Raw genomic sequence first — 13,560 nt, forward strand, 5'->3', positions numbered from 1 at the left:
TTGAAGAGTTTGTTACCTGAAAAATGTACATCCAATCATTCATGCAAAAAAGGGATGCCTGCTCAGGCATCCCTTCACTCAATCTTCCTGTTATTGAACGGCAGTTTCGCCGGTCACTGTACCGTCAAGGGTAGCGGAATCCTGGGCCTCTGCACTGGCAAAGGTCAGATTGCCGTCAATGGTGGCCGTCTTATCCAGCGTAAAGCCATTGGCTTCAACTACTACATCGCCCTTGATGGTACCACCCTGTACCAGCTGATTCTCACTCTGCACGGTGACTTTAGGGGCAGTCAGTGTGTAGGAATCGGTGATATTGTGATCGGCATCCTGAGCGTAAAGGGCCAGCTTGCGGTAGACCGCATTCTCGGCTGCTCCCTTGTCATGGAATTCGCCGGATATCACGACATCCTGATCTACCGTGACATCACTCGTTATCGCTACAATCCAGGTCCCCTCCGCGCTGACCGCATGAATGAATGCATCCGCCTCGTTGACAATCGAAGCCGACGAGTTGGCATCCGTCTGTTCGACCGCCGGTGAAGGGCTGGCTGCTTCGTTCGCCCCGTTGTTATTGCCGTTGCCGCACCCTGCCAGTAACGAGGCAGACACGCCCGCAATTGCCATCAGTTTAATCCATTTGTTCATGAATGATTTCTCCTTTTCCATAATTCTCCCATTTATGAGGTATACCATAATATAACCATCAGTCCAGATGATAAACAGGTGCCCCCAGCGGAGAGGCTCCGGCGCCTCCGTCTACACTGATATCTGCGCCCTGAATATAAGAAGAATCGTCGGAGGCAAGGAACAATGCAGCCCGGGCGACTTCTTCGGCTTCTCCCAGCCGTCCGAGCGGAATCGAGCGGGACATGCCGGCAGCGAACCGTTCCCAGGCTTCAGGCGTCTGATTCCAGATCGGGGTGCGTGTGGCCCCGCCTGCACGGCCAATGCGTTCCCTTCGCCGAGTTGCTGCACCGCCGTTTCCAATGACGCCAATTTTCGTCCGGTAATGACCACCTTCGCTCCTTCCGCCACAAACAAGCGGGCTGCAGCCAGGCCAATCCCGCTATTTCCGCCAGTAATCAGTGCAACTTTACCTGCCAATTTCCCCATGTTAATGCCCCCTTTTAAGTTTGAGTAATTCTTTTGAGACCAGTCATTCTAGAATGATCAAAAAAATAAAACCTTACGCTCGCTTATTCTTTACGTTCCTCAGCATAGCATATTGAGAACGATTGGTAAAGTATTATTTGCACCGTTCGTTCCCGTATAAGAACACGCAGCGGTGGACAGCAAAAGCCCGCAACCCTCTCTCATGTTAGGAGTGGGCTACGGGCTATTCACATACTATTGGGATGTATGATTGCTTATTTCACAGCAGTTTCGCCGCTTACGGAACCGTCGATGACAGCGCTTGTCTTCACTTCTTCACTGGCAAAATACAGGTTGCCTTCAATCTTGGCCGACTCATGCAGGTTGAAGCCATTTGCTTCCACGTACACATCGCCCTTGATCGTTCCGCCCTGCACGCGCAGGTTCTCGCTTTGAACGGTCAGTTTAGGAACAGTCAGCGTATAGGAAGCGGTAATGTTGTGGTCTGCATCCTGCGCATACAAGGCAATTTTACGGTAAATATCGTTCTCGGCCAGGCCCTTGTCATGGAACTCGCCTGCTACTACTACTTCCTGCTCAACCGTTACATCGTTCAGTGTAGCTACAATCCAGGTACCTTCAGCACTGACAGCTTTCACAAAAGCATCCGCTTCATTGACGATGGAAGCCGCCGAAGTGGCGTCTGTCTGCTCCGTTGCCGGTGCAGGGCTTGCAGCTTCATTCGCCGCGTTGTTGTTATTGCCGCAGCCTGCAAGCAGTGCCGCCGAAATTCCTGCCACCATCAATACTTTTACAAATTTCATCTTTCTACTCCCCCTAAATTTCTTTTTATAAATTTGTTTTATAAACTTATAATATATTAAAATTTATAGATTGTATAGTGAAATTTTTCACAACATTTTATTTCTTGAATTTAACAAAGCCGGTCCGGGCGATGTGAATATTGCCCGGACCGGCTTTGGTATGATTTTATGATATTACTGTACAAATTTGAACCAGTTGAGGTTGAACAAATATCCGCTTGCGCCCGTAAATTTCAGATACAGATTATGCGTACCGGTCGCTCCGCTGAGTGTTGCCGTCTTGGTCGTCCAGGTCTGCCAGCCGCCGGTTCCCGTGACAGGGACCGTTCCCACCAGAGTTCCTGACGGACTGTCCAACCGGATTTCGATGCTGCCTCCGGCGTTGGCGCTGGCCACTCTTGCCTGAAAGCCGCTGGCCCCCGCGCCAAGGTTAACATTATTGAATACCAGATAATCGCCGTTCTCGATATATCCCACATTCTGGCCGCCCTCTGTACTAATCTCATTCTGTACGCCGGACATGCCGGTGTAGCTTTCCGCCTCCGTTGTCCCGAAAGCGTCGTAAACCTGCGTGCGAAGCCAATCGGCGGCGCTGAGGGTGATTTTGGCAGCCCCGGCATTCTGGTTCACCACGGATACTACGCTGGACAGCGGGAATGTTGTATAGGCATAGGGCAGCCGTTCATTGGTTCCGTAAGTGAAGGTGAACGGGGTTGACGGCGGACTGGACTTGCTCATATTCTCTACTCCGACAATCGCTGAAGACCAGGCCCATTGACCGATGCTGGCTTTGTTATCCCATTTCACACCTGACGTGAATAAATTAACGCCGTTATTATCCCAGCTGCTCCCGGTATAGGAGGTTCCGCTGCTGTTCGTTACCATGGAATTCACGATCAGACTGTGATTCACCGCATCCTTGAACAGCACGTCAAAAGGAGCGTTCATGTTGCCCGTGTCGTCTCCCTGGCGCTCGGCTCCAAGCTGCGGCTCATTGATCTTATTATAGACGTTGGTATCCGCCGCGATGGAGGCGCCGTTACGTGCATTCATACCCCGTGCCAACTTGTCACCGCCATATTTAGAGATCGCAGCCACCGTATCCGTTGCACTCTGATGTGTGGAGTTATCAAAATAGTTGTTGAACAAATGTCCGACACCCTGGCGGATCATCGGCAGGCGTGAGCCGACGTTGGTGTAACGGTTATAGGCCATCGTCAAACGAAGCCTCTGGTTGCCGTCTTTGACCTCAACCCCGTTTGAGCCGACATAGTTGGTGAAATCTTTATCCCCTGAACCAACCAGATGCCCTTTGGAGTGATAAGCCGCATAGGCCATAATCTGATTTTTGCTGGCGCCTTCCTTTCGCATTTTGTAATAAAGACTCGTAGAAGTGTTAAGGGTGCCGGCTGCATATTTCGATTCCATATATTCAATGGACTGATAGATGGAGCTGCTGGAGGAAGGATTCTGGGCAGCCGCAAGCCCGAACTCATTCCATGAATAGGTCACGTTGCTCGATCCATTCTCCATGTCAATAAGCCCGTCCGCTGCAATGGAGAACCTGCAATGGTCAATCCATACATTATTGGCCCCGTTCACTTTGATAAAGGACCAGCCCACCTCCTTATGCTCACCGGAATCATCCCATTGCCACATCTCATCAAAATTCAAATTCCGGATGACCATATCATTCACCGACGCCTGCAGCTTCAGTTCGGCATGCTTGATGGTCTTCCCCGAAGTGGAGAAGATGGTCAGTCCGTCAACATTGCTGATATTCAGCTTCGATACGCCGGAAGTGCTGAGCAGCGGATTGGTGAACCCGTTGGCAGGGTCCGGATACTTGCTGATAAAGCTGTATTTCGTTTTTTCCGCCGAGGTTAATGCCAGCTCCGTCCAGCCCAGATTCAGCGTATCTGTAACTTCGATCACCTTAACCGAGCCGCTGCCCGCATCCAGAATGGCCTGCAGGAACTCCCTGCCGTTCGCAACCTTTCGGTGATAAGAAGTGCCTGCATACGAGCTGCGGTCCTTTACCCCTAACGAAGCATACCCTGGTACTGACAGAAAGCTGTTGTTATAGCTTTTTTCCGTCTTGCTGGCGTTCGGTATAGCGTTAATGACGGCTGCCTGCGCAATGCCGCTTGTTCCGGTGAGCAACGCTGCCGCTAGCAGGCAGGCGATGGTCAGAGCAGAGCAATTCTTTTTAACCATGTTCATATCCTCCTTCAATATGGCTACAGATGTTCCTTACTCCACTCTATGATTCTATTATTTGGTATTAATGGCTTGAATTATAGCATGATTCATGGTATGAAATTAGTCAGAAAGCATCGAATAGTAGCCAAAATTTGCACGGGAGGCCGCAAAACCATGCCGCCGTTTTATGAGATTCGGTCCAGCGAGATGAGCGTGATCCGCAACGGTAAACCATTAAGCTTCCCCGCCCATCTGCATAGTTCCATTGAGATCCTTTATGTCTTCTCCGGAGCACAGTCTCTTGAGATTGATGGAATCGCTTACAGCATAAATGCCGGCGAAGCTGCTGTAATCTTTCCCGATATTATCCACAGCTATCACCGAACCGGGTCCGCGAATACCGAGGCCCTGATCCTTATATTTCACCCAAGGCTTCTGGGAGCCTTGATTCCCAGCCTAGGCAATGTGCGTCCCTTAGTCCCGCGTCTCCCTCAAGCCTCCATCCATCCGGATGCCCTTTATGCGTTTGAGCATATCCGCAGAGAGGATGACATTACGCTTAAGCTGGGCTGGCTGCACGTGATTATGTCCCATTTGCTGCAGCAAATGGAGCTTCAGCCAAGGCAACAGCCTCCGGTTCAGGAGCTGCCGCGCAAGATCATAGAGTTTGTGGCAGAACATTTCACCGAGCCCCTAACACTTGAAGCGCTGGCCGCTGAATTTTGCATCAGTAAATATTACATCTCACGTATCTTCTCTAATCATATCAAAATGAATTTCCGAAATTATCTCGCCTTGCTTCGCGCAGAATATGCTTCCAAGCTGATCCTTACTACCAATGCTTCCTTGACGAGCATATGCGGCAATGCGGGCTTTGACAGTCAGCGCACCTTCAACCGCGCATTTCTGGCCATTTACGGGATGCCTCCCAGAAAGTTCCGGGCACAGTGGATCAAGCATCGCCATTGAACGCTGTTATCACTATAAAATAAACCCGGCACCATCCTGAAGACGGTCCGGGTTTGGGACAAGTATTCCGTTCATGATATGATACGTGTACATCTCAGGATGACACGGAGGTTACAATGTGATGAATCTGGATCAACTTGCACAAGACCTTGCACCGCTGAACCTGCGCAGCGCTCTGATCAGCCATGCCGGCTCGCTGGTATTCGAGCATTACCGGGATCAGAGTGCGGCAACAGAGCTATACAGGATCAACTCCTGCACCAAAAGCATTCTCTCGGCGCTGATCTGCATCGCCATGGACCAGGGACTGCTCCCGCCGCAAACGGCCAAGGCCGCCGGGTATTTCCCGCAGCTTCGGCAGGACGCCGACAGCCGCAAGCAGGATATGACACTGGAGCATCTGCTCACGATGTCCGCAGGCTTCAACTGGAGCGAGTTCGGCGGTATTAATTCTTTTCCGAAGATGACCCGGACCGGGAACTGGATCGATTATGTATTGCAGCAGCCTCTCCGTGAAGCGCCAGGAACCAGAATGGAATACAATTCCGGTGTATCCCAGCTGTTGTCCGCAATCCTCGTACAGGTCTCGGGCATGAGTGCCGCCCGGTTCGCCGAGCTCTATCTGTTCGGTCCGCTCGGGATACAGGAATACCTTTGGCAGACCGATCCGCAGGGCATACATACCGGCGGCTTCGGGCTGTCCCTGCGGCCTGCCGACCTCTTGGCCTTCGGCGAGCTGTATTTGCGGAAGGGCAAGGCAGCAGATGGCGCGCAGCTCATTTCACCCGAGCTCATCGCACGTTCAACGGCTGCCGCTATCGGAACCGAGCCGCCCCGGAGCGGCCGTTACGGCTGGCACTGGCGGAGTGACAGCTACACAGCGGAGCAGGCTTTGGCAGGTGCAGCCGCACTGGAATACTACTACGCACGCGGATACGGAGGGCAATTCGTCTATATTGTGCCTGAGCACGAGACGGTAGTTGTCCTAACCTCGGATCAGCGTATGCCAAGAAAGCAGGCGCCGCCGGATGTATTCCGCAGCTGCATCGCTCCGCGATTGCTCTTCTGCCCGTAATAACGCTTTCAATCTTTTATTAGAAAAATATACTCTACAAACAGCATAAAGAATGCAGTGAACACACCCAGCGAGTTAATCGCCGTCAAAGCGGCAGGATAGCTCTCCCGCTGGAGCATCGAGAATAAAGAAACCGTCCAGAGCACCAGGAAGAATAGCGGGATCATGCCGTCCACCGCTCCTCCCGCTGTCCGTCTGCCGCGGTAGATGAACATAAAGATTTCCGCAGCAGTGTACACAATGAACAACACAAGCTCAATTTCTGTAACCGAAGCGGGAATATCCAGGGAAAACAGATGCATCAGGGCATACTGGGCAGCCAGCAATCCAAACAACCAGGCATTGAACGGAACTTTTCGCAGGAACAACACGGAATCGTCTCCTTCTGAACTAAAGTGTAACCGGCAACCGCCTACACCCTCTTGCTGCGGCAGTCAGCCGATTCGCGTATGATACCGCTTTCAGTTTAGTGGAAAACAAATTCCATTTCTATGAGGTACATCTCACTTCTCATGTAACATGTCCGGAGAACGCATAAATCCCCGCTTACCTTACTACCTAAGGCAACGGGGATTTATTTGTTACAATAACTATTCAATTCAATCATTTCCTCCAGCAACAATTCCATATCCCTGACATGGTAAATGTTATTCAAATTTCAGACTTTCCCGTGCGCTCCCGTTCGGAGATTCTTACTCCATGTCGTAGCATATGGGGTGAGTTCCCGCGTACACGATCCTCACGAGTCACGTTTTCACTGACGCTCCTCCTGATGTGATTACCGTTTAATTGTACGCTTCGCTAACCGTTTTCATTGGAATCAGCCTCTTTCTTCCGCAAGTAGTCTTGCTTAAGTGGGGTGCTTCCTGAATCTTGGTCCGCTTGGATTCCCGCATGCCCACGGTCTGCGAAAAGCCGTTGTCACGTCCAGCCTTTCATGCTGCTGCAGCCGATTCCAGCATGCTTCGCTAACTCAGTACATCGGGGGCCTCTCCTTTCCTATATTCATTTCTAAATTTAGGAATGAGCTCATCACCCTGACAACCGTGCTTACTTGTTATTCGGTTGTTGCTGTGGTGATGACTAAAGTATAACGCATATTTATTAAAATTTGAAATTCCATAAAAATGGGTATATCGCCCATATCCCCGATATTTCGTAAACGCTTCATTTTATCCGGCTGAGGCTAAGAATTGCTTCATTTTTTAAGCTTTTTCATGGATTTGGTAAACGCTGTGTAAAGTATGAGCCGTAAATATCTATCTTTGTACGTCATGGAAGGTGACTTTATTCAATATTTAACGGCTGCTGATTTCGGCGGACAGGAAGATTACTATAAAAGAGCTTCCGCGCCTTGCGCGAAAGCTCTTTATCTACATTAATGCGGGTTACGCGTTGAAGCTGCTCACGCACCGGTGAGCGCAGCAACTTGCGACTGCAGTGCTTTGAGCTGCTTATGCATGCCCTCAGCGTCTTTTTGCTGCTTCTGCACCACTGTTGTCAGTACAGCGATAATATCCATCAGCACAACCGATTTCTGGTCAGAGGTGGCGAAGATCTGCGGTACCTCCTCGGCGATGAAGCCGATATTCTGCTGCTTGCCGTTATCTGCCTTGTAGCTGAATGTTACCGGCTTCAGCTTGCCCAGCAGCTCGACCGCCTTCTTGACCGGCAAGGCCGTAATGTTGTCTTTGAAGGTGCGGGAGGAGGTCTGGGCGAAGTTCTTGGCCCGCATATTCCCGTCGACATCCAGCTTATAGTCATCCGCTGCTGGTTTGCCAATTCCCACATTGCCTGTGTCATCGACGGTTAACGCTGCGGACAGCTTGGACAGCTCAGCGTGGGTATGATCGCTGTAGGCCAACGGCTTCAGGCTGCCGGCAATGCCGGCCTGCCAGGCATCGAGCCCCTCATCCCACAGCAGCTGGGCCTTGGGATCACTGTCTCTGCTGACCGTGAGGCCCTGGCTGACCTCCAGACTGCCGCTCACGGCAACGTCCTTGGCGGTCAGCTTGGCGGTCACCGCCGCATTGGGCGCTGTTAATGTGCCGCTCACGGAGCCATCCTTCACCGTTAACGTTCCGGTCACCGCAGCATCCTTGGCGGATAATGCGCCGGTGAATGCTGCGTCCTTGCCGGATAAGAGGCTGCTGACCGCAGCTTCGGCAGCGGTCAATTTGCCGCTGACGGCAACGCTGCCGCCGACGTCCAGCTTGGCGGACGGGCTGGCCGTGCCGATCCCGACATTGCCGGACACGATCCTCAGCGCCCCGCTTAATTCGGCGAGCTCCTGGTGCGTATGTCCGCTGTAGGATAGGGATTTCATGCTGCCGGCAACGCCAAGCTGCCATTCATCAGCTGCTTCATCCCACAGAATCTGCGCCTTCGGATCGGTGCCGCGCTCCACGCTGATGCCCTGGGCCACAGCCAGACTGCCGCTGATCACGGCGTCTTTGGCCGTCAGCTTGCCGGTTACCTGCGCATCCTTCGCACTCAGCGCCGCGCTGATTGAAGCGTTGGCCGCCGTAACGGTTCCTCCCGCGCTGATATCCTTCGCGGTCAGGGTGCCCGTAACTGCAGCTTCGGCGGCGCTGATCTTCCCGCTGACCGCCGCATTGCCGCTGACGTCGAGCTTGACGGCCGGATTTGCCGTACCGATGCCGACATTGCCGGAGACTACCTTCAGCGCGCCGCTTAGTACAGTCAGTTCTTGATGCGTGTGCCCGTTATAGGACAGCTGCTTCATATTCCCGGCGACGCCAAGCTGCCATTCATCAGCGGCCTCGTCCCACAGAATCTGCGCCTTCGGATCGGTGCCGCGCTCCACGCTGAGTCCCTGGCCCACGGCCAGGCTTCCGCTGATCACGGCATCCTTGGCTGTCAGCTTGCCGGTGACGGCGCTGTCCTTGGCGGTCAGCGTGCCGGTGACAGAAGCATCCATGGTTGTCAGCATACCGGAGACAGCTATATCCTTGCCGGATAATGTGCCTGTGAAGGCAGCGTCCTTGCCGCTCAGGAGGCTGCTGACCGCCGCCTCCGTTGCCGTCAGCTTGCCGCTGATACGCGCGGTTCCGCCTACATCCAGCGTAGCCGCCGGAGCTGCTGTACCGATGCCGACCTTGCCGGCGTCAATGGTGAACACTTCACTTAAGCCCGCGATTTCCGGATGGGTATGGCCCTTGTATTCGATGGCCTTCAGCGCATCAGATGCCCCCGCCAGCCACTGGTCTGCGCTCTCGTCCCAGACCAGCTGTGCCGCCGGGGCTGTGCCGCCGCGGAATACCTCCAGCCCGCCGTTCTTGACAACCGGCGTGGCCTGCGGACTGTACTTGTTGACCCGGATGATGTTATCCTCAATTTCCAGCGTCGCCGTGTTGACTGTTACCACATCGCCGTTGACGGTCAAATTACCGTTGACGGTCAAATCCTTGGAAACCACCGCGCTGGCGGCATTCAAAGTACCGGTAACTGCCGCATCACCCTGTACGTTCAGCTTGGTAACCGCCGCTTCACCCCTTACGTCCAGCTTGGCAGCAGGCGTGGCCGTGCCAACCCCTACATTGCCAGCCTTCGTAACCGAGAATGCCGTGGTATCCGCCGCCACTCTGACATCCAGCGCCGCAAGCGGAGTGTTCGTTCCGATGCCGACCTTGCCTTCCGCGTCGGCAAATACAGCAATTCCCTTGCCAACCGCATCGTACAGCTTATTCTGGCTGTCTTTGCCCGATCCGAGCTCCGCCAGTGTAACGCCGTTTCCATAGAACCAGGCCTGCTTCGCATTGTCCCAATAGATGGACGCATTGGCCAGCGGCTTACCCTCTGAATCCAACCCCCGCGAGGCTTCCAATTTGCCTGCAAGCAGCTTGCCGGTAATCTCCAGGCTGCCGCTGACCGCCAGGTCGGCTGCCTTCACCGGCTTGGTGAAGGACACCTGATCTTCAAAGACCGCTTCCTTATGCGCCGTCAGCTTACCGGAGAAGGAAGTGGCTCCCGCGAATTCCGCCTCGGTGCGGAAGACGGCCTTGCCGGCCACATCCAGCACTTCGGTCGGATTATCGGTGCCGATGCCCATCCTGCCGCTGCGCGTCAGGCTCAGCACTGTTTTGTTCACCGTGCCCAGCTTCCAGCGGTCCTTCACCCATTTGATCTGGGCATCCGATTCCGTCCCCTGGGGCACTTCAAGTCCTTCACCGACAATCAGATTGCCGGTGAGGGAAGCGCCGGCCGCGCTGATGGTACCGGTGAAGACACCGCCCGCTGCCTGCAGACTGCCGGAGGCGTTGATGTTGCCCGCCGTGTCCACCGCCAGCCCGTCGGCGGCTCCGGCAAGGCCAAGCTTCCATTGATCCTTGTCCTCCTGCCAGGCAATCTGGGCCGCTGCACCGGCGGAGCCGCGGTAGATTTCAACCGCTCCGCCCGTTGCCGATACGGCAGCGGCACCGTCCTTGTTCAGAGTGATCACTGAACTGGCAGCGGTCAGCTTGTCTGACTGGAGATTGACCTCTGCTCCGCGGACCTCCAGGCTTCCGGCAATGGTGGCACCGCCGCCGATGGTCAGATCATGGTGAATATCGACATCGCCCTCCGCGCTGGCGCTAAGCGCCAGTATATCCGTCTGCGGATTATACAGCTGGCTATGGATATGCAGGGAGTCGGCATTTCCCGCCTGCGTCAGCTTATCCCAGGCACTGCCGCTGGCGATCGTCTCCAGCGAGGTGCCGATGCCGACCTTCCACTTGCGTTCGCTTTCGTTCCAGACCAGCCGTGCGCCCGGCTGAGATTCTCCTCTGAAGACTTCGATTCCGCTCTCGTTCACCGGCGGCTCCCCGCCGGTAAATTTGTTGATCTCGATCATATTGCTTTCAACGACAAGATCTTCGCGGGAAACCGTTGTCGTGGTCCCCCGGACAAGCAGATTGCCATCCACCGTAAGCTGCCCTTCTACGGCCAGCCCCCCCGTAATATCCGCTCCGTTGTTCACGGTCAGCGTCCCTTGGATCTCAGCGCTGTTCACAACCTCGATATCACCGTCGTCCGTCGTCCGCAGCGCCGTATTGCCTTCTCCATCGCTGAGTGAATTGTGGCGGTGCAGACCATCCGCATCTGAGGAGACACCCCCGGTTAATGCATCCCAGTTGCTGCCGTAGGCGATATTGGACAACTCATCGCCAAGGCCCAGCTTCCAGCGCAGCTCATCCTCGTCCCAGACCAGCTTGGCGCTGGGATTCTGTTTACCGCGGTAGACCTCAATGCTGCTCCGCTTCAGCAGCGAACCGCTGCTGCCTTCGAACTTGTTAAGCTCGATCCGGTTGCTGGTTACGGCCAGTTCGCTCTTGTTAATGAAGGTGGTTGAGCCGGTAACGGTCAGATTGCCGTCAATGGTGGCCGATCCGCCTACCTTCAGATTGCCCTGCAGCTCGGCCTCTCCCCCGGCCAGCAGCTTCCCGGCAACCTCGGCATCGCCGGAGGCGGTCACCTTACCCTGATCATTGACGGTCAGCACTGCCCCGCCGGAAGGAGTCCCAAGCACGCTGTGCTTATGTGAGGTATCCGCAACCGTTCCATTCGTCAGCGCATCCCACTTATTGCCGTAAGGAATGTCGGACATGCTGCCTGTCACACCGATCCGCCATTTCCGTTCATTCTCACTCCACTCCAGCCGGGCCTTCGGCTTCCCGTTTCCCCGGTATACCTCAAGGCCGCCCTTGTCATCCGCCGCTGCCTCATTCTCCGCCTTGTTGACTGTCAGGAAGCTGTCCGCAACCTCCTGCTCTACCTTGCGGACGACCACCTCTTCTTCCTTGACGACCAGCTTATTCACTGTCAGCGTCTCGCCGACCATCAGCTCATGCGGAATATGGACATTGCCATCCGCACCGATCTCCAGTGCCAGCAGGCTGCGGTCTTCATTATGAAACTGGCTGTGTGTGTGCAGGTCATCCGCATTGTGGCTGCCGCCCGTCAGTTCTTCCCAGCGCTTCCCGTCCGGGATGTCTGTCATTTCGCCTGGCGAAGCGCCGATTTGCCAGGTCCCGGTTTCTTCATTCCAGGCAAGCTTGGCATTCGGCTTCGTTTCGCCGCGCTTAATTTCCAGGCCGCTGCCGGTCGCAATCAATGTCTTGTCCACCGTCAGCTTGTTCTCGATCACAACATTGCTATCAGTGTCTGTGCTGAGCGCCGGCGCCCCCTTACTGTCATACAGCCCGCTATGCTTATGCAGCCCGTCTGCACTGGCCCCGCCGTGCAGCCGCTCCCAATCCGCGCCGTAGGCGATTTTATGCATACCGCTGCCCGACTGGTCCGCCTGATTCTCAGTTCCGATCTTCCAGGCGGCAGCATCTTCGTCCCAAACCAGCTTGGCATTCGGCCGGTTCCCGCGGCTGATCTCAATGCCGCTGTTTGGCGGCCCGGCGTCATTCTTATTCAGCGTAATCATATTGCCGGAGATCACAACCTGGGGCACGTCGAGTACCGCCTGCCCGCCGGAGACATCCAGACCGCCGGCGGCCTGGAGCGGACCCGTAACATGGACGGGACCGGCCAGCTCGATATCTCCTCCCGCGCTAACCTTGAGCGTTTCCTCGCCGCCCGCCGTCACGGCGAAGGAGCCGTCCACCTCAAGCTGGCCGCTTACCGTGAGCGCCGCGGTATGGACAGGCCCGGTAAATTCGCTTTTCTCGGCATGGATATACAGCGTGGAAGTATCATCGCCAATGCCGGTCTCGGAAGAGCTGAAGTAAGGCTGGGACGGGCCCGCCTCCTTGCCGATGATCAGCTTGCCGGCCTGCAGTGTAGCACCGCCTACAGCTTTTCTGACCAGGGGGGAACCGTCAACATCCGTGGTATAGGTATTCTCGACGGCCATCGTGCCATCCTGGCGGTGCGTCAGCACTACACGGGCGATTAGGATATCCTTGCTGGGCTCCTCCGGTTTCTTGGAGCTCGTCTTGATCACCGGATATTCCCATACATGGATGTTATTCGTTCCGCCTTTGTCAGCATCTGTATCCGTCAACAGCTCGCTGTAACTGACGGTGATATAAATCTGGTCCGAGGTACTGTAGCCAGCCAAATCCAGATGCAGGCTGGGATGATCGGCGCCAACGACAATTTCCTGGCCGATCTCCTCATTGTTCTCGGGATCCAGCACCCGGTTAATGGCAATCCCCGGCGCGATGGTTACCTTGGTCGGGTCTTTTTCCGACGGCTCAACTTTCAGTCCGGCGACGACTCCCCAATCATGAAAGTACCTGTTATGCAGCCGCTGCAGCCGCTGATGATAGCTCTGGTCCAGCTTCAGATCTTCCTCCTTCAGCAGCAGCCCGTTGAAGTAATTCATCCGTTTGATATCGTTTGGCACTAGTTCCACTCCTCCCGGCTTTTCAAATAGCCAATGAA

General features: G+C 54.7%; 8 protein-coding genes and 1 pseudogene. 2 read left to right on the top strand and 7 right to left on the bottom strand.

Features of this window, described 5'->3' with window-relative positions; all coding sequences use genetic code 11:
• Positions 1-90: 90 nt before the first annotated feature.
• The 5 genes and pseudogenes from F1381_RS12855 to F1381_RS12870 all read right to left on the bottom strand — a co-directional run bounded on the left by F1381_RS12855 (position 91) and on the right by F1381_RS12870 (position 4,133).
• The gene (locus F1381_RS12855) at positions 91-645 is read right to left on the bottom strand and encodes a polymer-forming cytoskeletal protein (RefSeq protein ID WP_151735255.1); all 555 of its coding nucleotides are present in this window, start codon (positions 643-645) and stop codon (positions 91-93) included.
• 58 nt (positions 646-703) lie between these two features.
• The gene (locus F1381_RS12860) at positions 704-997 is read right to left on the bottom strand and encodes an SDR family oxidoreductase (RefSeq protein ID WP_222850441.1); all 294 of its coding nucleotides are present in this window, start codon (positions 995-997) and stop codon (positions 704-706) included.
• A pseudogene (locus F1381_RS29275) lies at positions 937-1,113 on the bottom strand (SDR family NAD(P)-dependent oxidoreductase); the annotation flags it as partial. The gene F1381_RS12860 and the pseudogene F1381_RS29275, both read right to left, overlap by 61 nt.
• A gap of 254 nt (positions 1,114-1,367) precedes the next feature.
• A complete protein-coding gene (locus F1381_RS12865) occupies positions 1,368-1,916 on the bottom strand; it encodes a polymer-forming cytoskeletal protein (protein ID WP_151735256.1) in 549 nt (182 codons plus the stop codon).
• 174 nt (positions 1,917-2,090) lie between these two features.
• A complete protein-coding gene (locus F1381_RS12870; protein WP_151735257.1) occupies positions 2,091-4,133 on the bottom strand; it encodes a carbohydrate-binding protein in 2,043 nt (680 codons plus the stop codon).
• 48 nt (positions 4,134-4,181) lie between these two features.
• Between F1381_RS12870 and F1381_RS12875 the strand changes: the two genes are divergently transcribed.
• Positions 4,182-5,087: a helix-turn-helix transcriptional regulator gene (locus F1381_RS12875; protein ID WP_246188009.1), complete on the top strand. Its 906-nt coding sequence runs from the start codon at positions 4,182-4,184 to the stop codon at positions 5,085-5,087.
• Positions 5,088-5,208: 121 nt separating this feature from the next.
• Positions 5,209-6,162, top strand: a complete 954-nt coding sequence (locus tag F1381_RS12880) for a serine hydrolase domain-containing protein (RefSeq protein ID WP_151735258.1) — start codon at positions 5,209-5,211, stop codon at positions 6,160-6,162.
• Between the two features lie 8 nt (positions 6,163-6,170).
• Here the strand turns inward: F1381_RS12880 and F1381_RS12885 are convergent, their stop codons facing one another.
• Both F1381_RS12885 and F1381_RS12890 read right to left on the bottom strand, forming a co-directional pair.
• Positions 6,171-6,533 carry a hypothetical protein gene (locus tag F1381_RS12885; protein ID WP_151735259.1) on the bottom strand — a complete coding sequence of 121 codons (363 nt, stop codon included), beginning with the start codon at positions 6,531-6,533 and terminating at the stop codon, positions 6,171-6,173.
• Between the two features lie 1,034 nt (positions 6,534-7,567).
• Positions 7,568-13,522, bottom strand: a complete 5,955-nt coding sequence (locus F1381_RS12890) for a tail fiber domain-containing protein (protein ID WP_151735260.1) — start codon at positions 13,520-13,522, stop codon at positions 7,568-7,570.
• Positions 13,523-13,560: the final 38 nt, after the last annotated feature.

Origin of the sequence: Paenibacillus tengchongensis (assembly GCF_008973665.1) — a bacterium.
Lineage (GTDB): Bacteria > Bacillota > Bacilli > Paenibacillales > Paenibacillaceae > Paenibacillus_AQ > Paenibacillus_AQ tengchongensis.

What these genes read in the sequence shown, in the direction of transcription:
- F1381_RS12870 (WP_151735257.1), bottom strand. Translation starts at nt 4,133, where the DNA reads ATGGTTAAAAAGAATTGCTCTGCTCTGACCATCGCCTGCCTGCTAGCG.
- F1381_RS12880 (WP_151735258.1), top strand. Translation starts at nt 5,209, where the DNA reads ATGAATCTGGATCAACTTGCACAAGACCTTGCACCGCTGAACCTGCGC.
- F1381_RS12865 (WP_151735256.1), bottom strand. Translation starts at nt 1,916, where the DNA reads ATGAAATTTGTAAAAGTATTGATGGTGGCAGGAATTTCGGCGGCACTG.
- F1381_RS12855 (WP_151735255.1), bottom strand. Translation starts at nt 645, where the DNA reads ATGAACAAATGGATTAAACTGATGGCAATTGCGGGCGTGTCTGCCTCG.
- F1381_RS12875 (WP_246188009.1), top strand. Translation starts at nt 4,182, where the DNA reads ATGATTCTATTATTTGGTATTAATGGCTTGAATTATAGCATGATTCAT.